This window comes from Polaribacter sp. NJDZ03 (assembly GCF_019263805.1).
Classification (GTDB): domain Bacteria; phylum Bacteroidota; class Bacteroidia; order Flavobacteriales; family Flavobacteriaceae; genus Polaribacter.
This window is the reverse complement of the sequence record NZ_CP079195.1, coordinates 929,913-955,180: the sequence shown is the minus strand read 5'-3', so window position 1 is coordinate 955,180 and position 25,268 is coordinate 929,913. Positions and strand designations below refer to the sequence as shown.

Sequence of the window (25,268 nt, the reverse complement as noted above, 5' to 3'; positions counted from 1 at the left end):
TTTCTTCTCTTTAGTTTGATGATACATTAAAAACTTACGTATTAAAGTTGATATTTATGAAATACATTTTCTTACCAATAATCCTACTTTTTTTTACTTTAAACTCTTGTGATAATAAGACAGATAAAGTTGCTGTTTTAAAGAATGAACAAGGAATGAAATTAGTTGTAAATGGAGAAGATTTTATAATTAATGGAATGAATTGGGATTATTTTCCGGTTGGTACAAATTTCGCTTACAGTTTATGGGAGCAACCAAAGGCATTTATTAAAACGGCATTAGATACAGAAATGACTTTGCTGAAAGAAATGGGCGTTAATACAATTCGTGTCTATACAGGAATTCAGCCAGAATGGATTACGTATATCTATGAAAATTATGGCATTTATACCATGTTAAACCACTCTTTTGGTAGATATGGAGTTGCTATAAATGGCAACTGGGAACCAGAAACAGATTACAGAAATGCAGATGCACAACAGAGCTTATTAAAAGAAGTTGGTGAAATGGCAGCAACTTATAAAGATACACCGGGTTTATTATTATTTCTTTTAGGGAATGAAAATAACTTCGGACTTTTTTGGGCAGGATCGGAAACAGAAGATTTTCCTGAAGGAGAAAATGAAAAGAAAGAAATAGGAGAGTTAAGAGGTAGAGCAATGTATCGATTAATGAATGAAGCAGCTGTTATAATGAAAAATATAGATGTAAACCATCCTGTTGCTATTTGTAATGGAGACGATTTATATATAGATATTATTGCAGAAGAATGTACAGACGTAGATATTTATGGAACTAATATGTATAGAGGAAAGTCTTTTGGAAACGCTTTTGAAAAAGTAAAAAACACATTAGACATGCCCGTATTATTCACAGAATTTGGAGCAGATGCTTTTAACTCAATTACCCAGAAAGAAGATCAAAAAATGCAAGCCTATTATATGGTAGAAAATTGGAAAGAGATTTATGAAAATGTGGCGGGTTTAGGAAAAGCAGAAAATGCTATTGGAGGTTTTACGTTTCAATTTAGTGATGGCTGGTGGAAAAATGGCCAAACGACAAGCTTAAATATTCATGATAATCATGCTTCTTGGTCTAATGCAGGCTATGGAATAGATTATGAAAAAGGAGCAAATAACATGAATGAAGAATGGTTTGGTATCTGTGCAAAAGGATTAACAGATAAAAATGGTTTTTACACATTATCACCTAGGGCAGCTTATTTTGCTTTACAAAAAGCACATGAATTAAATCCATATGCAAAAGGAATGACAACCGATTTAATTTCGGAGCATTTTAAAGAAATAAAATTTTAACGAAGCTTCAAGCGCTTCTTCTTGCAGGGGTTCGAAACCTGTAATTATATAATATAAAATTCTACAAGGTTGAAAAGTACCTTGTGGAATCAATAAATAACAACCTCTTTAAATGAATTATAAGAGGTTCAAAAAATAATTTTGATGACAAAAAAGACTATTTTTTTAGGAAATAATAAAGCAGCGTTTAAAACGCAAGAGGTAAAAGGAGAAATGATGAACTTCGAAAATGAAGTGTATTATAAAATTTCGAATAGTAATGAAATGAGACCTTTTTTTATGAGTATTGTTTCAGACTCTAACCATTGGATGTTTATTTCTAGTAATGGAGGTTTGTCTGCAGGAAGAAAAAATAGTGAGTATTCACTTTTTCCTTATTATACAGATGATAAAATTACAGAGTCTGCAGATATAACAGGGAGTAAATCTATTTTTCAAGTTACTAAAAATGACAAAACGTATGTTTGGGAACCTTTTTCTCAAAGACAGATAGGTTTATATCAAACAAAACAAAACTTATATAAAAACAGTTTTGGTAATAAAGTGATTTTCGAAGAAATTAATGAAGACTTAGGAATCACTTTTAGATATCAATGGAGTTCTTCTGATCAATTTGGGTTTGTAAAAAAATCGACTTTAATTAATAATTCACCAGAAAAAATTGAAGTTACTTTTTTAGATGGTTTGCAAAATATTATTCCTTCAGATGTAACTACAGATTTGCAAAACTCTTATAGTAATTTAGTAGACGCCTATAAAAAGAGCGAATTACAAAAAGAAGTTGGTTTAGGTGTTTATGCTTTAAGTGCAATTATTGTTGATAAAGCAGAACCAAGTGAAGCTTTAAAAGCAAATATTGTTTGGTCTTTAGGGATCGAAAATCCTACGTATTTATTGTCATCATTACAATTAGATAATTTTAGAAGAGGTCTAGAATTACAACAAGAGGTAGCTATAAAAGCAGAAAAAGGAGCTTATTTTATTAGTTCTGATATCGCTTTAGAAGCAAATGAAACAAAAGAGTGGCGTTTTATTGCAAACGTAAATCAAACAATTGGTGATATTCAAAAAGTTTCTAAAGCAATAAAAGAAGATGAAAATTTATTAGAAAGTATTACTAAAGATATTGAGTTAGGTACAAAAAACTTAATTGCTTTAACTGGCGCAGCAGATGGTTTACAAGTAACCGATGATGCTTTGGTAAACACAAGACATTTTGCAAATACGCTTTTCAATTTAATGAGAGGTGGTACTTTTGATGATGATTATAAAATTGAAAAAGAAGATTTTATAAAATATATTAGTAAGGCAAATAAAAAAGTTCTAAAACTAAAAGAAGACCTTTTAAATGCATTACCAGATTTATTTACATTAGATATTATTCTAAATATTGCAGAGAAAGATGAAGATAAAAACTTTAAAAGACTTTGTTTTGAATATTTACCATTAAAATTTAGTAGAAGACATGGAGACCCAAGTAGACCTTGGAATAAGTTTTCTATCAATACAAAAAATGAAATTGATGGTTCTAAAATTTTAGATTATGAAGGGAATTGGCGAGATATTTTCCAGAATTGGGAAACTCTAGCGCATTCGTATCCAGAGTTTATAGAAAGTATGATTCATAAGTTTTTGAATGCAACTACTTTTGATGGCTACAATCCGTACAGAGTTACAAAAGATGGTTTTGATTGGGAAACGATTGAAGAAAATGACCCTTGGTCTTATATTGGATATTGGGGTGATCATCAGATAATTTACTTATTAAAATTCTTAGAATTTATAGAAAACCATTATCCAAATCAATTAGAAAAACGTTTTTCTGAAGCTATTTTTGTCTATGCAAATGTGCCTTATAGAATTAAGAAATATGAAGATATTTTAAAAAATCCAAAAGATACTATTGATTTTGATTTTGAAGAACAAGAAAATATAGAACAAAGAAGAGAACGTTTAGGTGCTGATGGTGCTTTACTAAGAGATGAAAACTACTTTATTTATAAAGTAAATTTAATCGAGAAATTATTAGCTACCGTTTTAGCAAAAGTCTCTAATTTTATTCCTGAAGGCGGAATTTGGATGAACACTCAAAGACCAGAATGGAATGACGCAAACAACGCTTTGGTTGGTAACGGTGTTTCTATGGTAACGTTAAATTACCTAAATCGTTTTATTAATTTCTTCGAAAAAGTAGTTGTAAAATCAACAGCAGAAGAAGTTGCTATTTCTTCAGAATTAGCAACATTTTTTAATGAAGTTATAACTACTTTTAATCAAAATAAAAATATTTTATCAAGAAAATTTTCTGATGCAGAAAGAAAAACTGTTTTAGATGGTTTAGGTGAAGCTGGAAGTAAATTTAGAACTTCAATTTATGAAAACGGATTTTCTAGTGATAAAATTATTCTTAAAAAAGCAGCTCTTTTAGACTTTTTTACCATTACAAAAGAGTATTTAGATCATACCATAAAAGCAAATAAACGTACAGATAATTTATATCATTCTTATAATTTAATGACAATTGAAAACGATACAGAAGTGTCTGTTTCTTATTTGTCTGAAATGTTAGAAGGGCAAGTTGCTGTTTTAAGTGCTGGCTATTTATCGTCAAAAGAAGCTTTAAAAGTTTTAGACGGAATGAAAGCAAGTGCGCTGTTTAGAGAAGATCAATACAGTTATATTTTATATCCGAATAAAGAATTAGCTCGTTTTGATGAAAAGAATATAATTCCGAAATCTTCGGTAGAAAACTCTGAATTGTTATTAAAATTAATTGCTGATAACAATACGCAAATCATTAACAAAGATGTTTTGGGTACCTATCATTTCAATGCCAATTTTAACAATGCAAATAGTTTAAAAGCAATTTTTGAGGATTTACCAGAAGCATACGCTGATTTAGTTGAAAAAGAAGGACAATTATTAGCAACTATTTTCGAAGAGGTTTTTAACCACAAAGCATTTACAGGTCGTTCAGGAACATTTTTTGGCTATGAAGGGTTAGGTTCTATATACTGGCACATGGTTTCTAAATTGTTGTTAGCAGTGCAAGAAAATTGCTTGTTAGCAATAAAAAATAATGAAGATGAGGTTCTTATTGGTGCGCTATTAGATCATTATTATGAAATTCAGGCAGGAATTGGAGTACACAAATCACCAAAATTATATGGTGCATTTCCTACAGATCCATATTCTCATACACCAGGCGGAAAAGGAGCACAGCAACCAGGAATGACTGGTCAGGTTAAAGAAGATGTTTTAAGTAGAATAGGTGAGTTAGGTGTTTTTGTAAAGGAAGGAAAAATCAATTTTAATCCAAGGTTGTTAAAAGAAAGTGAGTTTGTAGAAACTCCTAAAACTTTTAAATATACAGCAATTAACAAAGAAGTGAAATTGATTGATTTAGAAAAAGATTCGCTTTGTTTTACGTATTGTCAAGTGCCTGTTATTTATAAAAATACAGGTAAAGAAAGTGTCACCATCTTTTTTGTGAATGGGGAACAAGAAAACTCAGAAAGCTTAACTCTTAACAGTGCTATTTCTAAAATGATGTTCGAAAGAACAGGAGAAATAGATCACATAGAGGTTTCAGTAAAAAAGTAAATAATACAACTCAGCTGTAAGGTTTTTGCTTTACAGTTGGTGGAGTATTCGTAAAATATAGTAAGGAATGAACATATTTGATATCAAAAGGAAAATGAAAAATTATACTGGAAAAATGAATAAGCAATCTGATATTCTAAACATTGGCGGGTTATGGTTTTTGTTTATATCCATAATTTTTGTTAGCTGCTCACCAAAAAGTGCTTATGAAAATTATGTGTCAGATGTTTATCAAACATCACAAGCTGGTGACAACCTTAAATTACTATCAAGTGATGAAGTTAAAACACCTGTTACAGAAGTAAAAAAAGTAACATTACAGCTTTTTCCTAATGAAGAATATCAAAAGTATTATGGTTTTGGTGCTTCTTTTACTGAATCTTCAGCATGGAATTTAGCTACCATACCAGTCGATTCTCGTAAAAAAGTTTTAGCCAAACTTTTTAGTCCAACAGAAGGTGCTGGATTTACGCTTACACGAACGCACATTAACAGTAGTGATTATTCAAACAATCATTACACTTATGTAGAAGAGGGAGATGAAGATCTTTCAACTTTTAGTATCCATGAAGATATGAAAGGATTTTCTGGAGAAGAAAACGATCAGGTACGTGGCATTGAATTGATAGATCCAAACTATGATCTTATTCCAATGATTTTAGAAGCAGCTAGTATTCCTGGTGCAGATTTTAAGATTATTGCTTCACCTTGGAGTCCTCCATCTTGGATGAAAGCAGGAGAAACTGCTAAAATGACTAATGGTAGTTTACTACCGGAATATTATGGGCTTTGGGCTGAATATATGTCTAAATATGTAACTGCATATAAAGAACAAGGTATTACTCTTTGGGGACTTACGCCACAGAATGAACCATTACATGCGCATGATGCACAATGGGATAGTAATGGATTTACGCCAGAACAAGGGAGAGACTTTTTGAGAGATCATTTGGGGCCTCAATTGGTTAAAGATGGTCATCTTAATCTTGATGATTTAGATGCAGGATTACACGTATTGATTTATGACCATAATAAGTCTACAATGAATGACTATGTTGCAAAAACGTATGAAGATCCAGAAGCATCTAAATATGCTTGGGGAACTGCTTTTCATTGGTATACAAATTCAGAGTTAAAAGAGAATAATTGGTATGCAAAAGAATTAGCAGAATTACAGAAAAATTGGCCAAACAAAGGGATGATTCATACCGAATCTAGTATAGATATTGATGCCAATGATCCAATTGGTCAATATTGGAGATCAAGTACAGATTATGCAGGTACTTTTGTGCCTTTCGAAACGTATGCAAACGATATTATTACAGATTTAAACCACGGAACTCAAGGATATATTGAGTGGTGTAGCATTCTTAGTAATAAAGGACAACCAAATCCTTACGATAATTTTAATAGCGCACCAGTACTTATCAATCCTGTTACTGACGAAGTAATTTATACGCCTTTATATTATTTATTGAGTCATTTTAGTAAGTTCATTCGCCCAGATGCACACAGAATCGGTGTAAAAGGAGAAGCAGTAGATGGGGTAATATATACAGCTGCAAAAAATACAGATGGTTCTATTGCTGTGGTTGTTTTTAACCAAAATAAAGAAGCTCATGAAGTATCGATTGTTTTAGAAACTAAGACTTTTACAACGAAAATAGCAGCTAGAGCTGTTCAAACGATTCATTTACGTAATAAGTAAAAAAAATCAAAACGTATGCTTAAAAGTAGACTAGGCTAAGTGTAAAACTGAAATATAGTGTCAATTCAAATACTATGTTTCTTATACAAATCGGTATTCTAAATAAATATATTCAAGGTTATACATCTTGATGTGTAAACAGTATTTAATTATCAAAAATATGAATTCAATTATTAAAATTTTCTTTGCAATTATTGTTTTGACTTTTTGCATTAGTTGTAATTCTAAAGTGAAGTTAAAAGAAGAGAAAAAGGTAGCAATAACAGCAGAACATATTTTAGGAAATCCAGAGTATTTAGCCATTTCTTATGGAGGTTATAGAGAGCAATCAAGAGAAAATCAGCCTACAATTAAAGAGTTGAAAGAAGATTTAAAAATTCTTTCGGCAATGGGTATTAAGGTTTTAAGAACTTACAATGTTCAACAAGAATTACCACATGCAGCGAATGTTTTAGAAGCCATTCATCAACTTAAAAAAGAGGATGTAGATTTTGAAATGTATGTAATGTTGGGGGCTTGGATAGATTGTTTAAATGCTTGGACGGACAAAGAACCAAATCATGATATTGAAAGTGATCAGAATGAAGGAGAAATTGCAAGAGCAGTAGCGTTGGCAAACAAATATCCAGACATTGTAAAAGTAATTGCAGTGGGTAATGAAGCGATGGTAAAATGGGCGGCAAGTTATTTTGTGCAACCGAATGTAATTTTAAAATGGGTAAATCATCTTCAAAATTTAAAGAAAAACGGCGCATTGTCTAAAGATGTTTGGATTACAAGTTCAGATGATTTTGCTTCTTGGGGAGGCGGTGATTCAATGTATCATACTGAAGATTTAGAAAAATTGATAAAAGCGGTAGATTATATTTCTATGCACACGTATGCGTACCATAACTCTCACTATAATCCGGAATTTTGGAAAGTTCCTAAAAATGAAGAAAATTTATCAGACAAAGAAAAGGTAGACAGTGCCATGTTGCGTGCTTTTACGTTTGCTAAAAAACAATATAGTGATGTTGTGAATTATGTAAAAAGTATAGATGCTACCAAAACGATTCATATTGGTGAAACTGGGTGGGCAACTATTTCTAGCGGACATTATGGTATAAATGGTTCTAGAGCTACAGATGAATATAAGCAAGGTTTGTATTATCAACATTTAAGAGAATGGACGCATAAAGAAGGAATTTCTTGTTTCTATTTTGAAGCTTTTGATGAACAATGGAAAGATGCAAATAACTCAAATGGATCTGAAAATCACTTTGGTTTAATCAACCTAAAAGGAGAAGCTAAATATTCACTTTGGAATTTGGTAGATAAAGGTGTTTTTAAAGGTTTAACAAGAGGAGGTAAGTCAATTACAAAAACATATAATGGAAATAAAGAAGCATTAATGAACGATGTTTTGGTTCCGAACACAGAGTATAAAAGATAAAAATAACAACAATGAAAACGAACTATTTTTTTTACACACTATTTTTAGTCATAATGATTAGTTGCAACCAGAAGGATAACAAATTATCAGTAGATGTTTATGAAACTTCGGAAGCAGGAAATAAACTAACTAAAATCACTGATTTTATTCCTGCTGAAAATGCAGCTACAATCACATTAAATCCAGATAAAACCTTTCAAACCATTACAGGTTTCGGAGGTGCTTTTACAGAATCATCGGCTTATTTATTAAATAAATTGAGTCAGAAAAACAGAGATACTATTATTCAAGCGTATTTCTCAGAAGAAGGCGCAAATTATTCGTTAACAAGAACCCACATGAATTCTTGTGATTTCTCTTTAAGTCAGTATTCATATTCTCCGGTAGCAGATGATGTAAACTTAGAACATTTTACTATTAAAGATGATATGGACGATTTAATTCCGATGATAAAAGATGCCATGAAAGCCTCTAAAGACGGATTTAAAATATTTGCTTCACCTTGGACGGCTGCTCCGTGGATGAAGGATAATAACAAATGGGTTGGAGGAAAATTATTACCAAAATATTATGATACTTGGGCATTGTTCTTTTCTAAATATATAGATGCTTACGAAGCAGAAGGAATAGATATTTGGGGGTTTACAGTAGAAAATGAACCACACGGAAATGGAAATAACTGGGAGAGTATGCATTTTACGCCAAAAGAAATGACTGATTTTGTAGAGTTCCATTTAGGTCCAAAATTAGAAAAAGATGGATATGGCGATAAAATTATTTTAGGATATGACCAAAATAGAGAAGGATTAAAAGAATGGGTAGATGAAATGTATAGAAGTGAAAATTCTTCTAAATATTTTGATGGAACTGCAATTCATTGGTATGAAAGCACTTATGAAGTTTTCCCAGAAGCATTACAATATGCACATAATAAAGCACCAGAAAAATACTTAATTGAAACAGAAGGATGTATCGATTCTGAAATACCTGTTTGGCAAGACGATGCTTGGTATTGGAAAAAAGAAGCAACAGATTGGGGATATGACTGGAGAGAACCAGAAAATAAATATTTACATCCAAAATATGCACCAGTAAACAGATATGCAAGAGACATTATTGGTTGCCTTAATAACTGGGTAGACGGTTGGGTAGACTGGAACATGGTTTTAGATACTAAAGGAGGTCCAAATTGGTTTGAAAACTGGTGTGTAGCTCCGGTAATTGTAGATCCAGAAAAAGATGAAGTTTATTTTACACCATTGTATTACACCATGGCACATTTTAGTAAATACATTAGACCAGAAGCAAAAGTAATTGGTTTAGAAAATTCTGATAAAGAGTTGCAAGTTACAGCAGCTCAAAATCCAGATGGTTCTATAGCTGTGGTAGTTTTTAATGAAGGAAAAACGAAGAAAAGTTTCAAAGTTCTTTTAGGAGAAAAAGAAACGCTTATAAATATAGATGCACAAGCATTACAAACAGTAATGATAGCAATTAAATAAAATCTAAATTATGTCTTATACTAAAACGTCTTCTAAAGTTCCATTGAGTCAAAAAATTGCCTTTGGAGTAGGTATGCTTGCAAATCAAATGTTTCCAGCTGTAATAGGAATATTTATAGTCGTTTTGGTGAAAGATTTAGGTTTTCCGGGTTGGATGTGGGGAGTTATCTCTTTAGTGCCAAGAATTTTTGATGCGATTACAGATCCTATTATGGGATATATTTCAGACAACACCAAATCTCGATGGGGTAGACGAAGACAGTATGTTTTTATTGGAGCCATTGTAATGGGGATTTCCTTTATAATTATGTGGCAATTGTTTAGAGAAAACTCGCTCGATTATAATTTTTGGTATTTCTTATTAACCTCTTTTGCATTTTATTTAGGTCTTACCATTTTTAGTGTTCCTTATGTAGCTATGGGCTATGAAATGAGCGACGATTTTCATGAGAGAACAAGTATCATGGCAGTAGCACAATGGATTGGTCAATGGGCTTGGGTAATTGCGCCTTGGTTTTGGGTTATTATGTACGATCCAGAATGGTATGTTACAGCAGATGTTGCGGTAAGAGAATTGGCTGTTTGGGTAGGCGTTGTTTTTGCAATTTGTGCAATGGTACCTGCTATTTTTATCAAAAGTAAGTCTACCATAAATGAAAATTATGCTTCTTTAACATTAAAAAATATTGGAGGAAGTTTAAAAGAAATAGGAAATAATTTTGTGGAAGCATTCAAATCTAAACCTTTTAAGAAACTATGTTTTGCTACTTTCTTTGTTTTTAATGCATTTAATACCGTAGCAAGTTTTACCTTTTTTATTATTGTGTATTATCTTTTTAAAGGAGATGCTGCTGCCGCAGGAATTTGGCCAACGTTATTTGGAAGTGTTGGGGCTTTGGTAACTACTTTTTTAGTGATTCCTATTGTGGCTAAAATGTCTAAAAAAATAGGAAAAAAACAAGCCTTTATGGTGTCTCAAGGAATTTCTGTAGTTGGTTATATTATGTTATGGTTTTTGTTTATTCCTGGTAAACCCTATATGTTTCTTTTTGCATTGCCTTTCTTTTCTTTTGGTATTGGAGGTTTATTTACTTTAATGATGTCTATGACAGCAGATGTAATTGATTTAGATGAATTAAATACAGGTAAACGTAGAGAAGGTGTTTTTGGAGCTATTTACTGGTGGATGGTGAAGTTTGGGTTCGGAATTGCAGGAGGTTTAAGTGGTGCAATTTTATCTGTTGTAGGGTTTGATTCTGCAGTTAATATTCAGACAGAAGAGGCACTTATTGGATTAAGGTTATTCTTTTCAGGGTTTCCTATAGCAGGAACTCTTATTGCAATGTACATCATGAGAAATTATGACCTTTCTGAGAAACGTGCTGGAGAAATTAGAATAGAATTAGACAAACGTAAGGTACACTAAAATAGAGAAATTGATGATGTTTAAGTTTCTATAGATAACAGGTAACAGGTTAAGAAAGGAAAATTAAAATATTAAGAAATAAGATAAGTTACTTTTTAAATTATTTTTTAAACGCTATGAATATTAATTATTTATAGCGTTTTTTTTGTAGGATCTGTATTGCATAAATAAAGGAGTTTAAGTTGAGGTTTTAATGGTTATTGATACCAAATTAGGGGTTGTAATAGTTATACTTTTTATGTAGGATGGTGTAACAGGTTTTAATTCTTATTTTACTTTAAGAACATAAAGGGGATTCAAATTGCATAAAAGTAATTAAGATCTTGATAAATGAATTGTTTATTTTGTGTATAGTGGAAAGTTATTCGTTTTATTTTGGTTTAGAACAATCTCAAACAAAAATAGAACTCTACTTATGTTTTTTTAGCTATACATTACCAATACAAATAAATATATCTATTTAATAATTAGTAATTTAAAGGAAAAATAAAACGATGTTAAGTACTTATTTCATTGATGAATAAACTTAAAATTCAGAATATTTTTTGGTTGTATGTTTTTTGTTGTAGTGTTTTAAGTTAATATAGTGCATAATAAGGTTAATATTGTTCCATAAATTTAAAACACAAATAATTATGAAAAAAATTACTTTACTACTAGCCTTTTTAATTACTTCAATAGGCTTTTCACAACAACAAGAATATCATTTAGATTTTGAAGAAGGTACTCCGTCAGGATTAGCATCTAATTGGTATACCTTTGATAACGAACCAGCTCCAGCAGAAATAGTAGACAATCCAAATTTAAATGGTGTAAACGCTACGACTTCTAAAGTAATGAAAATTGTTATGGGACCTAGTAATGCTTTTTATGCAGGTGTTAATAATAAATGGGAAGACTCTAAATTTGGTACTTGGAAAATTGATATGAGTGTTGCAAGTAACTTAACCTTAACTATGGATGTACATAAAAATTACGTAGGTACTGTAGGTATTAAAATGGGAACAAATAGTGCAGGAACTTCATTTCAAATTACAGACCAAAATGTTGGTAATTTAGTTGTTAATGAATGGCAAACATTAACATTCGATCTTTCTGGTATAAATCCTAATGGAGATTTATCAAATATTAGTCAAATGGTTGTTTTTGTAGATTGGACGCAAGATATGGCGGATAGAGCAGAAGGTAACACCATTTATATTGATAATATAAAATTTAATGCAGAAAAATTAACAGATGCACCAGCAGCTCCTGTTGCAGGTACTGCTTCGTTACCATTAGATTTTGAAAGCGAAATAACTTGGTCAGATTTTGATGGAGGAGTTGTATCAACAGTAACAAACCCTTATAACAATGCAGATAATACTTCAGAAAAAGTTGGTAAGATGGTGAAATTTGAAGGTAAAACTTGGGGAGGAAGTGCGTTAACCTTAAGTTCTGCAATGGATTTTGCTAATAATGATACTTTTACAATGAAAGTATATTCACCAAGAGTAGGAGCAAAAGTATTATTAAAAGTAGAAAATTCTGGAGATGCAGGAATTAATTATAGTAAAGAAGTTCTAACAACAATTGCAAATGGATGGGAAACTTTAACTTTTGATTATGCAGCAATAAGTAAAACGGCATCTTATAAAAAATTAGTTATTATTTTTGACAATGACATAATGGGAGATGGAAGCGAAAATTATACTTTTTATATAGATGATATTTCGTTGTCTTCTTCAGGTGTTGTAATACCTAAAGTAGCTTTACCTCTAGATTTTGAGAGCGCAACGACATGGGGAGATTTTGATGGAGGAGCTGTAACAACAGAAACAAATCCTCATAGTAATGCAGACAATACTTCTGCAAATGTTGGTAAAATGGTTAAAAGTGCAGGTCAACCATGGGGAGGAAGTTCTCTTAATATGAGTGCTGCAATGGATTTTGCAAATAACGACATGTTTACAATGAAAGTTTTTTCTCCAAGAGTAGGAGCAAAAGTTTTATTAAAAGTAGAAGATTCAGGAAATGGGGCAATTTTTTTCGAAAAAGAAGTAGCAACAACGATGGCGAATACTTGGGAAACTTTAACTTTTGATTATACGGCAATTAATAAAGCGAATACCTATGATAAATTGGTTATAATTTTTGATAATGGAACAGAAGGTGATGGTTCTGCAAATTTTACTTTTTATATTGATGATGTTGTTTTATTTAATTCTGCAACAGCAGGTGTAAATGATAATGCTTTGTCAAACGTTTCTATGTTTCCTAACCCTACTTCAAATAGATTAAATATTACTGCTCAAAACATGATTAAAAGTGCAGCGATCTATAATTTATTAGGGAAGCAAGTAATGAGTTTGGAAATCAATAAAAATAACGAATCTATTGATGTTTCTAATTTATCCTCTGGAATTTACTTAATTAAGTGTTCTATAAATAGCGTATTTGCAACAGCAAAATTTATTAAAGAATAATTAATATTTTTATTTAACTTAAAAAGGATGCTATTTAGTATCCTTTTTTTTTATCCATTATATAAAATAATTTATAAAAGTTTAACAAAACGTCTGAATGACTAACTTTTTTACATAAAAAAATCCTATATTTTTATATAATTTAGTTCTGATGAAGATTTGTATTTTTGCTTTTCAATATCATTATAAATAACTATAATTATTTATAATGATATTGGGTAAGGTGCCCCCGGCTTTAAAAAAAATATAAATCAATTTAAAATGGATATTGTTATTATTGAAGATGAAGACTTAGCAGCAGCATCTTTAGAAAATTTACTATTAAAAAGTACGTATTCTATAAACATAAAAAAACGGTTAGAAAGTGTAGCGCAATCTATCGAATGGTTTAAGAACAATAGCTGCGATTTAATTTTAAGTGATATTCATTTAGGAGATGGAGAAAGTTTTGAGATTTTTGAAGCCTTAAAAATCAATGTTCCAATTATTTTTACCACCGCGTTTGATCAATATGCCATTCAATCATTTCAGTTTTTTGCTATTGATTATTTATTAAAGCCATACGACAAACATAAATTAAATGCTGCGCTAGAAAAGTATAAAAATTACGCGATAACTCCTGCTAAAGATTCTAGTGATTTAGAAAAACTATTAAATCATTTTAAAAAACCTAAAGAAATAAAAGAAGCGCAACAACGATTTTTAGTTTCTAGAGGCGAAAAATTAATTTCTATAACTGCTGATGAAATTGCCTATTTTATGGCAGAAAACAAATCGCTATTTTTATATACAATTAAAGGAGACAGTTTTTTGTATGATGATACCATCTTAAATTTAGATTTAAAGTTATCAAAAAAAGATTTTTTTAAAATAAATAGAAAATTCATTGTAAGACATACAGCTATAAAAACAATTATAAAATACAGTCAGAATAGGTTAAAAATAGAATTAGAACCGTCTTCTAAAGGCAACGATTTTATTTTAATTAGCTCAAAAAATGTGCGTCCTTTTAAAGAATGGTTAAATAATTAATATGCAAACCTCTATATTTTGGACCCGTTTAAAAAAGCATCAGCAATACTTGTATATAAGTTTATTGTTGATTGCTGTGTTTTTTATTGGCAGTTCATTAATTACACCTAAAATTACATCGGTTACAGAAAATTTAATTCAAGATGTTATTCAAGGGAACTTAAAATCTAAAGAAAACATTGTTGCTTTCGAGTTTAATCAACTAAATAACTCTTTTAAAAATTCTCAAAAAATTATTCAAAACTCAGAAAATAACTCTTTTGAGTATTTAAAGGAAAAATTACTTTTTACATCAGACTTAGTCTTAGAACAGCATAGTATTCATAATAGTTTTATATCCATTATTTCATCTAAAGGTATATTGGAATCTCATTTTTCGAATAAGAAAGATTCTTTGTATCAAAAAGAAATACATACATTTTTAAAAAATATTCGTTTTATAGCAAATGAGGTTTTAATAGATACTATTATTAGTAATAATCACAAGGTAATTAATAGAAAAATCTATGGAAAAAAACTATCTAATAATACCGTTGTTTATACAGGTTACGATGTAGATTTAATTTCATTTTGGAGTTATTTTTCTGAAACCTATAAAGGTGATGGAGGTTATACGGTAGTTACAAATAAAGATGGTATTTGTATGTTACATCCTGATACAAAATACATCGGAAAAAAAATAGACACCTATTTTAGTACAATTACCATTAAGCAATTATTAAATAATTCACTTAAAATTAATGGATATTACGTACCAAATAATGTTACTATTTTTAATGATAAGGCAATTTCAGAATTTTTAGGTTTAGAGGTCATACGTTATTACGATACTATTAAAATAGGAAATACGCCTTTAATAGTTGTGGTTAGTTTTCCTGTGGATATTCATTTAAAAGAAACTACAAAAAACATACAAGGATATTTTTCGTGGATTAGTTTTTTGGCATTTGCTACATTTATGTTGCTCTTAATTGCTTCTAGAATGCAGTTAAAAAAAGAATATGTAGAGAATTTAAAGGTTGTAGAAGAGAAAGATCAATTAACATATAGTAACGAAAAGTATCAGAAAGAAAATGCAATTCTTCAATTAAATCAATTGAAGAAAAAAATAAATCCACATTTTTTATTCAACAGTTTAAACTCTTTACATGTTTTAATCGATTTAAATCCAGATTTGTCACAACAGTTTGTATTAAAATTAGCAGATGTGTATAGGTACCTTTTAGATGAAAAAGAAGGGAATTTAATTTCAGTAAAAAAAGAAATGAGCTTTTTAGAGCAGTATATTTTTTTACAAGAAATTAGATTTAATAAGAGCTTAGAGGTAACAATTGTTAATAATTGTGATGATGGCATTTTAGTAAAAAAAATACCATTCCTATCTTTAGAAACGTTGGTAGAAAATGCGATAAAACATAATGAAATAACTAAAATAAATCCGTTGGTTATTACTATTATTATTGATGAAGATTTTATTACGGTTAAAAATAATTACACGCCAAGAAAGCGTAAAGCTAAAGATAGCCATCATATTGGGTTAACTTATTTAGAGAATACGTATCAGTTTTATCAGATAACTAGCTTTAAAACAGGTGTAATTGATGACGAATTTGTATGCACATTGCCATTTATTACTTAAAAATAGTATTTCACTCCGTTATTTATTGAGTTCACTCCATTTCGTTTTGTTAAGTTGTTGATATCATGCAAATTTGATGTTTTAACAATATCATTTATGAAAACCCCCTCTTTAAAAGGTGCTTTATTGGTTCAGTATTTAATTGTTTCTATTTTGATGCTTACCAGCTTATCTGGTTTTTCTCAAGATAAAAAGGATATTTCTGACAAAGAAAATCAAGAAAAAAAAGATTCTATAAAACCTACGGACAATAAAAAACTGACGTATCAGAAGTTTTTGAAAGAAGGGAATGTAAAAAAAGGATTGTTTAATGTCTATTCTATAAAAGAAGATTACTATTTTGAAGTTCCAGATTCATTATTATCTAGAGATTTATTAATTGTAAATAAGGTGTCTAGCGTTCCTTACGCTTTAAACGGACATGGTTTAAACAAGGGAATGACTTTTGAAACCAAACTTGTTCGGTTTTACAGAGACACTATTTTAAACAAAGTTTGGGTTAAAACCATAAACCCCAGAGTTCAATCTCCAGAAAATGATGCAATTACTTTATCTGTAAAAGATAATTTTGGTGAGTCTATTATAGAAGAGTTTAATATAGAAACGAAAAATACAGATTCTACTTCTGTATTTATTAAGGTGAATAAAATTTTTAATGGTAAAGAGCAAAGTTTTAGTGATGTACTAACCAATATAGGTTTAGGAGGAAGTATAAAAACTAACTTGTCTATTTTAGAAAGCATAAAATCTTTTCCAGAAAACATTGTTGTAAAATCATTATTAACCACTTCTGTTAAAGAAGGAGCAAGCGCAGCATTGCCTTTAACTATTGGTGTTACTACAAATATTGTTTTATTGCCAACAGATGTAATGAAACCTCGTTTTTCAGACAAACGTGTTGGGTATTTTACAAAACCTATGGATTATTTTTCTGATGAGCAACAAGAAGTTGAATCTAGAGAGATGATTACTAGATGGAGATTAGAACCTAGAAAAGAAGACATCAAAAAATATCAACAAGGAGAATTGGTACAACCTAAAAAACAAATCATTTATTATTTAGATCCTGCTACTCCAAAACAATGGCGTCCTTTTATAGAACAAGGTGTCTATGATTGGAATGTGGCTTTTGAAGCAGCTGGTTTTAAAAATGTTTTAAAAGTAAAGTTTCCGTCTAAAGACGATAAAAATTTTGATGCAGATGATGTTCGGTATTCTGTAATTACCTATGCAGCATCAGAAAAACAAAATGCAATGGGACCTGCTATTGTAGATCCTAGAAGTGGCGAAATATTAGAATCTGATATTATTTGGTGGCATAACTTAATGAAAGGATTACATTCTTGGATTCGTGTGCAAACAGGACCTATCGATGCAAAAGCAAGACCAAACAAGTTTACAAATCAACATATGGGAGAAGCAATTCGTTTTGTTTCATCGCATGAAGTTGGGCATACCTTTGGATTAAAACACAACATGGGCGCATCATTTAGCTATCCAGTAGATTCTTTAAGATCTAAAACGTTTACCGCTAAAATGGGCGGAACAGCACCTTCTATTATGGATTATGCACGTTTTAATTATGTAGCGCAACCAGAAGACAATGTTACAGATATTACGCCCAAAATTGGTGTGTATGATACCTATGCAATTGATTGGGGATATAGATGGATGGATGAGACATCTGCGCATCAAGAAATTCCGATATTAAACCAATGGATTCGCAAACATGAAAATGATCCGTTATATTTTTATGGACCGCAACAAGCAGAAGTAATCGACCCAAGATCTCAAAGTGAAGATTTGGGTGATGATGCTGTAAAAGCAAGTGAATACGGATTGAAGAATTTAAAGAGAATATTGCCAAATATTTTAGATTGGACAGCTGCAGAAGGGCAAGATTATTACAAAGCATCTAAATTGTACAAAGCGGTTATAGATCAATGGGGAACTTACAACGGTCATGTAATGGCAAATATTGGTGGCGTTTATGTTAACAATACCGTTTATGGAGATGGTAAAAATACTTTTGAACCTGTATCTGTTAAAAGACAAAAAGAAGCACTGAATTATATTATAAAAAATGCTGTTTTACCTCAGAAATGGTTATTTATGCCGGAAACAATCAATAAAGTTTTTGCTGTAAGAGATGCGCCAGACGGAGAAAGATATTACGCTCCTGTTTCTATGTTACGCATTCATCAAACCAATGCAATTTATGCTTTGATAAAGACAGAAAGGTTGATGAGAATTACAGAAAACAAAGTCTTAGAAAGTGATGATACAGACGTTTTTACAGAAGAATATGTATTTGATCGTTTATTTGAAGCTGTTTTTCAGAAAACTAAAAAAGGAAAATCTTTAGACATGTTTGATCGTATTACGCAAAAAAACTATGTAGATGTTTTAACTGTAGATAGAAATAAGTTGTTAGAGAAAACAAAAGAAAAAACGATTTCAGAAAAATCTAATAAATTTAAAAAGGTACACTTCTCATACTTACCAAGAGTTGCAGATATAGGGACTAATAAAAGGGCTGCATTAGAAAAAATATTGGTGCTTTTAAAAAGAAAGAAAAATAAAGGAGACAGCGCTACTAAGGCACATTATAGTGATTTAATAGCAAGAATTAAATATAATTTAAAGAATTAAATCATGAAGAAATTAATATACCTGTTAGTTTTTATTCCTAGTTTACTTTTTGCTCAGCAAGAAAAAGTAATTACCGGGAAAGTTATTGACGCTGGGTTTCAAATGCCAATTGTTGGTGCATCGGTTTATGCATCATCGGCAATTATAGGGAATGAAACCAATACAAAGGGAGTTATACAAGGCACAATGTTAGGAACTACTACCGATTTTGATGGTAATTTTTCTCTAAAAATAGGACAAGACATTAAGTTTATTTTGGTTTCTTATATGGGATACGAAACCGAAAAAATTGCAGTTTCTAATGTAACTTCAAATTTATCTATTGCTTTAAAAGAAAGTGCAGAAAGTTTAGAAGAAGTTGTTTTAACCGGATATCAAAAAATTGAAAAACGAAAAATAACATCTGCGTATGCAAAAGTAGAAATGGCAGATATTAATCAAGCAGGTGCTGCTAGTGTAGATCAAATGTTAGTTGGTCAATTATCTGGAGTAGCTATTCAGCCTACAAGTGGAGCTCCTGGTGCACCTTCAAAAATTTCTATTAGAGGTGCTGCAACTTTAAATGGTTCTTCAGATCCTTTATGGGTTTTAGATGGTATACCGTTAGATGGTAATGATATTCCAAAAGATTTTAGAGACAAAGACAATATCGATAATTTGCAATCGTATCCAATAGCTGGTTTAAACCCAGAAGACATAGAAAGCATTACGGTTTTAAAAGATGCTTCTGCTACTTCAATTTACGGAGCAAGAGCAGCAAATGGTGTTATTGTTATCACAAGTAAAAAAGGGAAAAAAGGTACCATGCGTATCAATGTAAATGCAAATATCTTTGTAACTCAAAAACCAGATTTTAGTAAGTTAAACTTAATGGATTCTTCTCAAAAAGTAGATTTCGAACTGCTTTTAGCTGGTAGATCAGATTTAAAATACCAACAAGATAGAGGAGAGGTTGCTAGAATTTTAAATAATTATAACGAGTATAACAATTTTAGAGATAATGGTTTTGCTAGTATTTCTAGTGCTGCCCAAAATGAGATTAATAATCTAAGAAAAATAAATACGAATTGGGGAGATGAGTTGTATGAAATGGCTATAAACCAACAATATGGTGTTAGTCTTTCTGGAGGAACAGAGAATAATGATTACTATTTTTCTACAGGTATTTTCGATGAAAAAGGAACAACGAAAGGTACAGGTCAGAAACGATTTAATATTACGTTAAAAGATAATTTTAAGGTTAACGAAAAACTAAAAGTTGGTGTAGCGTTATTTGGTAGTCAAACCACAACATCTTCTTATATTACAGGAGCAGATGCATATACAAATCCTTCTAATTACTCAAGAAATGCCAATCCATATTTAAAAGTAAAGGATGCGGATGGCAATTATATGTATGATCCAGATTTGGTAGAAAGATCAGATTTAAATCTAGATTATAACATTTTAGAAGAAAGAAAAAATACCAATTACGAGTTAGTATCAAGCTCTTTAAAGGCCATTTTTGATGTTGGTTATGAATTGAATAAAGATATTCACTTTAATACACAATTAGGTTTACAATTAGATTTTGATAAAACTGAAAAGTATAGTGCAGAAGACAGTTACTATACCCGTAAATATGAGCAAAGATCTGAATATGCATCATCTACAGGTACTTCTTATTATATGCCTAAAGGTGGAATTATTCAGAATTGGAATGCAGATGTTTTTCAATATAACTGGAAAACGACGGCTAATTACAACACTTCTTTTAATGATGTTCATGAACTAGATGTTATGTTGGGAACAGAATTTAGAAGAAACAAAAGAACACAAATTCATACCAAAGGTTTTGGTTACAATGCAAACACTTTAACTTCTGTTGCTATTACAGATGAACGTTCATTAACCAATTCTTTATTTGATCCTTATCAAAAAACATTGAGCGAAAATGCATACGCTTCTTTTTTCGGAACAGTTTCTTATACATACGATAAAAAATATACTGCTTTTACCAGTTTAAGGTATGATGGTTCTAACCTTTTTGGAGTGAACCCTAAATATAGATATTTACCTATTTGGTCTTTTGCCGGTTCTTGGAATGTGTACAAAGAAGATTTTATGTATAATGTAGATGCTATAACAGATTTAAAAGTTAGAGCTTCTTATGGTGTACAAGGAAATATAGATAAATCTACCTCACCATTTGTGGTTGGTGAGTATTATACAGCCTCTATTCTTCCAGGGACTAATGAAGAAACAATTAGAGCTTTAAACGCACCTAATGGAAATTTAAGATGGGAAAAAACAGTATCCTCTAATATTGGTTTAGATGTAGGGTTGTTAGATAATAAAATTTATATTTCTGGAGATTATTATACAAGAAAAAGTACAGATTTAATTGGTTTAAGATCTGTGCCTTTAGAAAGTGGTTATAATTTTATCAACACCAACTGGGCTTCTGTAAGTAATAAAGGGTTTGAACTTTCTATTAATACCACAAACATTAATACGCCAGATTTTAAATGGACAAGTGGTTTAAATATTTCTCATAATAAAAGTATTGTTGATAACATTGAAACTAGAGAAGAAGACTTTAAACCTTCTTTAAAAGGGTATAGTGTAAATGCCATTTTTGCAATTAAAACAGCAGGTTTAGACAGTAACGGCTTGCCTTTGTTTTGGAAAGATGGTAAGAAAGTTTCTGCAGTAGATTTTTATAATTTAGAAAAAGGAACCAACGGAAATCAATTAACAAGAGAAGAACATAGAAACCTATATTCTTATGTGGGCGATGGAACGCCTAAGTTTACAGGAGGTTTTAGAAATAGCTTTAAATATAAGCAGTTCGATTTACGTGTATTAACTAATTTTAATATAAAGCAAACCGTAAAAGGGGCACCTAGTTACAACCTTGCTCTAGCGCAACCAGGTAATAATTACAATACAGATATTTTAAAAGCAGGCACTGGTAGTTATCCTGCTTTAATTGGGGCAACTTCTCCAGGTTTCGATACCGATTTGGTATACACATGGTTCAATTCTTCAGATGACGGAAAAACATATAATGACTTAGATATTTGGGTAAAAGATATTTCTTACATCCGTATAAATAGTATTAAGTTCAGTTATGCAATCCCAAAGAAAAATTTAGAAAAGTTAAACATATCAAGTTTAAATTTTAATATAGAAGGACGTAATTTATTTGTGATCGGTACAGATTATGACGGTTTCTTTGACCCAGAAACGTATGGTAGTTTGTATGCGCAACCTATTCCTAAAATTATTTCTGCAGGATTTAATCTTTCTTTTTAAAAAATAATAATTTATGAAAAATATAATATATACTTTCTTTATCACCTTAAGTTTTATCTCTTGTGATGAATATTTAGATATTGAACCAGTAGGACAAGTAATTCCTAAATCGGTAGAAGAATATAGAAGTTTTTTAACTTCTGCATACGCAATAACTAAAGAGTCTAAAGTTTTAACTACTTACAGAACCGATGAATTGTCTTTAAGTAAAGATGCAGCAGGAATAGAGTTTTATCAAGATCTTTTTATTTGGAATGATATAAATCCAAGTCCTTTAACAAGTGTTTTTCCGTATGCTACTTTTTACAATACAATCTTTTATACCAATCATGTAATAAATAGTGAAGCAACAATAGAAGAAAGTCAGTCTGATAAAGAACAATTGATTGGAGAGGCGTATGCTTTAAGAGCAATGCAGTATTTCGAGTTGATAAACTTATATGCAAAACCTTATAACAAAACAACTGCAAGTACAGATGTTGGAGTACCAATTACTACAGAATATGATTCTGAAAAGAAATATGAGACAAAAACAGTTGAAGAGGTTTACGCCTTAATATTAAGTGATTTAACACAAGCAGAGGCATTGTTAAATATAGAAAAGCAAGTTGTAGGTTTAAACTACAGATTTTCTATGGTTGCAGTAAAGGCTTTTAAATCTCGTGTGTATTTATATCAACAAGAATGGCAAAAAGCAATAGATGCTGCAAATGAGGCGCTAGCTATAAATACAGAAATTCAAAACCTAAATGCTGATGCTTCTATTATGCCTTCAGAATTTAATTCTGTAGAATCTATTTTGGCATTAGAAACCGTTGCAACGGTAGATTTGGTTAGCAATACTACTATTTCTAATACTTTAATAAATGCTTACAATTCTTCTGAAGATTTACGTTTTTCGCTTTATTTTAAGCAAAATACAGATGGAAGTTTTAGCTCTAAAAAAAGCGCTGAAACTAAGTTTAAGGTTTCTTACAGAACAGCCGAATTACATTTAACCATTGCAGAATGTTTAGCAGCTTTAAATGAAGATGTTTTGGCAAAAGAAAAGTTGATTGCCTTTGCAGAAAATAGATACACTACCGATGGTTTTAATACTTATAAAGCAAACGTAAATTTATTAAATAGTAACGACCTAAAAACAGAAATTTTAGAAGAACGTAGAAGAGAATTTGCTATTGAAGGACAAAGATGGAATGATTTAAGAAGAACTACGCAACCTAAATTAACTAAGATTTTTGACGGAGTAACCTACATTTTGGAAGAAAATGATGCTAGATATGTGATTCCTTTTCCTAATGATGCAACTATTAATAACCCTAATTTATAAATAAAAACAGTTGTAACCCTTTATTATCTTATAGGTTACAATTTTAATAATAAGATAAAAATAACCCAATTAAATATTTAAATTATGAAGAAAATTTTTTCGATTCTTACTGTTTTTTTTACCTTAGCTGTAACAACTGTTTCATGTTCAAGTGATAATGATGCTCCAATAGAATCATCTTTGGCAACTATTACCGATTTTTCAATTGCTATTGATGGTGTAAACGCAGATGATATTGTTTACGACCTTGGAACAGATATTATTGTTACAGTTCCTTTTGGAACAAACTTAACTGCCGTTGTTCCTACAATTACAGTTTCAGAAAACGCAACTGTTTCTCCAGTTTCTGGTGCAGCAATTTCTTTTGTAGATGGTGAAGCTAAAACTTTTACGGTAACTGCAGAAGATGAAGTTACTACTAAAGAGTATACTGTAACTATAAATGTTCGTGGTGAAGTTGGTAGTGGGTCTAAGTTAGAAACATATGTGCTAGCAGATTTGTTTGGTGAGAATTCAACAACAACATACACATACAATGAGGCTAATTTTGTAAGTGAATACACAGAAGAACAAGACGATTTTGACACTATTACAACAACGGTTTATACATTGGTTTATAATGATAAAAATCAAGTTGTAGAAAAAACAGCAGCAGATGAAAGTACTGTTTATACTTATGATAATGGTCAAATTGTAAAAGGTGAATATAAATCTGAGGATAAGTTAGTTTACACTTATGATTATGCATATAATGCAAATGGAGATTTAACATCAGAAAAACGTACAAACCATACAGATGAAGATGCTATAACTGAAGTTTTATTTACTATTGTAGATGGTAATGTTACATTAGAAACTAGATTTGGAGATGATTATACAGCTGCTTACGATGCTAGTAATAATCCTTTTAAAGGTCTTTATCCAGCTGCTTTTGCTGCAATTAATGTTGGTATTGCTACAGTAAATACAAACAATCCAATATCTGGTACTTTAGCTGATGATGTAGTTACTTATGAGTACAATACAGATAATTACCCAACAAAAGCTTCTTATACTTACTTCGGTGGTTTTGCTACTGTTGAAAAAACATTCACATATTTAGCAAATTAATAATACTTATTCCCCTTTTTTTTAATTACACAAACACTCTTATTTATAAGGGTGTTTGTCTTTATACAACCTATTTTAAAATGAAAAAATCCTTTTTATTCCTATTTCTTTTTTTAATGTTTGCTTGTAATACGAATTCTTCAAACGAAGAAGTATTTCCTCCTAATAAAGAAATTTCATTAACTAAAGAAGAAAGTATTATTAAAGTATATAATGAGTCTGTTTTGCCATTATTTAAAAACTATATGGATGTAGAAATACCTACCCAGTTTAAGGTAGATAAAGATGACTTAAGTATAAATGCAGGCGCAACTTTTGGCTATGTAGAAGTTAGTCAAGGTTTGGTAAACTTAACAAAAGAGCATATTCAATTATTTGCTTTAACGCATGAAGTAGCACATATTGTAACCATTTCACAATCTAGGATTTTTGGTTTGGAAGGAAGTATTCCTAAAGGAGCAATAACAAATGATTATAAAAAAGCAGAATATTTAGCAGATTTAATTGCAATTCATTTAATTAAAACAAAACTCAATAATGAGTTTCGTTTATTAAGTACTGACTTTCCTTTCTTAGAAAACTTGTTGGGAGGTAGTACTTTTACACATCCTTCAGGAAGTGATAGAATGAATGAGATACAAACGTATTTAGAAAATAGCCTCTCAACAAATAATGATGAAGCTTTTAAAATCAATTTCCTTAGAATATGGGAAATGGAGTAATTAGAAAGGTGAACAAACACTCTGTTCTATA

The 25,268-nt window shown here is 30.6% G+C and carries 14 protein-coding genes; all 14 read left to right on the top strand.

Annotation, left to right across the window (positions count from 1 at the left end; genetic code table 11):
* The first annotated feature begins 56 nt into the window (after positions 1–56).
* The 14 genes from KV700_RS04015 (at position 57) to KV700_RS03950 (ending at position 25,237) form a co-directional block, all read left to right on the top strand.
* Positions 57–1,316 (top strand): glycoside hydrolase family 2 TIM barrel-domain containing protein, encoded by a 1,260-nt coding sequence (locus KV700_RS04015; protein WP_218599277.1) that lies wholly within the window; start codon positions 57–59, stop codon positions 1,314–1,316.
* Between the two features lie 144 nt (positions 1,317–1,460).
* On the top strand, positions 1,461–4,919 hold the full coding sequence (locus KV700_RS04010) for a hypothetical protein (protein WP_218599276.1): 3,459 nt from the start codon (positions 1,461–1,463) through the stop codon (positions 4,917–4,919).
* A gap of 94 nt (positions 4,920–5,013) precedes the next feature.
* Entirely contained in the window at positions 5,014–6,627 is a 1,614-nt protein-coding gene (locus KV700_RS04005; protein WP_218599275.1) for a glycoside hydrolase family 30 beta sandwich domain-containing protein, read from the top strand.
* Positions 6,628–6,787: 160 nt separating this feature from the next.
* Entirely contained in the window at positions 6,788–8,062 is a 1,275-nt protein-coding gene (locus KV700_RS04000; protein WP_218599274.1) for a glycosyl hydrolase family 17 protein, read from the top strand.
* An 11-nt stretch (positions 8,063–8,073) separates the two neighbouring features.
* The gene (locus KV700_RS03995; protein ID WP_218599273.1) at positions 8,074–9,564 is read left to right on the top strand and encodes a glycoside hydrolase family 30 beta sandwich domain-containing protein; all 1,491 of its coding nucleotides are present in this window, start codon (positions 8,074–8,076) and stop codon (positions 9,562–9,564) included.
* Positions 9,565–9,574: 10 nt separating this feature from the next.
* Entirely contained in the window at positions 9,575–10,990 is a 1,416-nt protein-coding gene (locus KV700_RS03990) for an MFS transporter (protein ID WP_218599272.1), read from the top strand.
* 635 nt (positions 10,991–11,625) lie between these two features.
* Positions 11,626–13,455 (top strand): T9SS type A sorting domain-containing protein, encoded by a 1,830-nt coding sequence (locus tag KV700_RS03985; RefSeq protein ID WP_218599271.1) that lies wholly within the window; start codon positions 11,626–11,628, stop codon positions 13,453–13,455.
* A gap of 261 nt (positions 13,456–13,716) precedes the next feature.
* Positions 13,717–14,487 carry a LytTR family DNA-binding domain-containing protein gene (locus tag KV700_RS03980; RefSeq protein WP_218599270.1) on the top strand — a complete coding sequence of 257 codons (771 nt, stop codon included), beginning with the start codon at positions 13,717–13,719 and terminating at the stop codon, positions 14,485–14,487.
* Between the two features lies 1 nt (position 14,488).
* A complete protein-coding gene (locus tag KV700_RS03975; RefSeq protein WP_218599269.1) occupies positions 14,489–16,126 on the top strand; it encodes a sensor histidine kinase in 1,638 nt (545 codons plus the stop codon).
* Positions 16,127–16,222: 96 nt separating this feature from the next.
* Entirely contained in the window at positions 16,223–18,778 is a 2,556-nt protein-coding gene (locus KV700_RS03970) for a zinc-dependent metalloprotease (protein WP_218599268.1), read from the top strand.
* Between the two features lie 3 nt (positions 18,779–18,781).
* On the top strand, positions 18,782–22,075 hold the full coding sequence (locus KV700_RS03965; RefSeq protein ID WP_218599267.1) for a SusC/RagA family TonB-linked outer membrane protein: 3,294 nt from the start codon (positions 18,782–18,784) through the stop codon (positions 22,073–22,075).
* A 13-nt stretch (positions 22,076–22,088) separates the two neighbouring features.
* Entirely contained in the window at positions 22,089–23,405 is a 1,317-nt protein-coding gene (locus tag KV700_RS03960) for a RagB/SusD family nutrient uptake outer membrane protein (protein ID WP_218599266.1), read from the top strand.
* 84 nt (positions 23,406–23,489) lie between these two features.
* Entirely contained in the window at positions 23,490–24,515 is a 1,026-nt protein-coding gene (locus KV700_RS03955; RefSeq protein ID WP_166382309.1) for a hypothetical protein, read from the top strand.
* Positions 24,516–24,595: 80 nt separating this feature from the next.
* Entirely contained in the window at positions 24,596–25,237 is a 642-nt protein-coding gene (locus KV700_RS03950) for a hypothetical protein (RefSeq protein WP_166382311.1), read from the top strand.
* Positions 25,238–25,268: the final 31 nt, after the last annotated feature.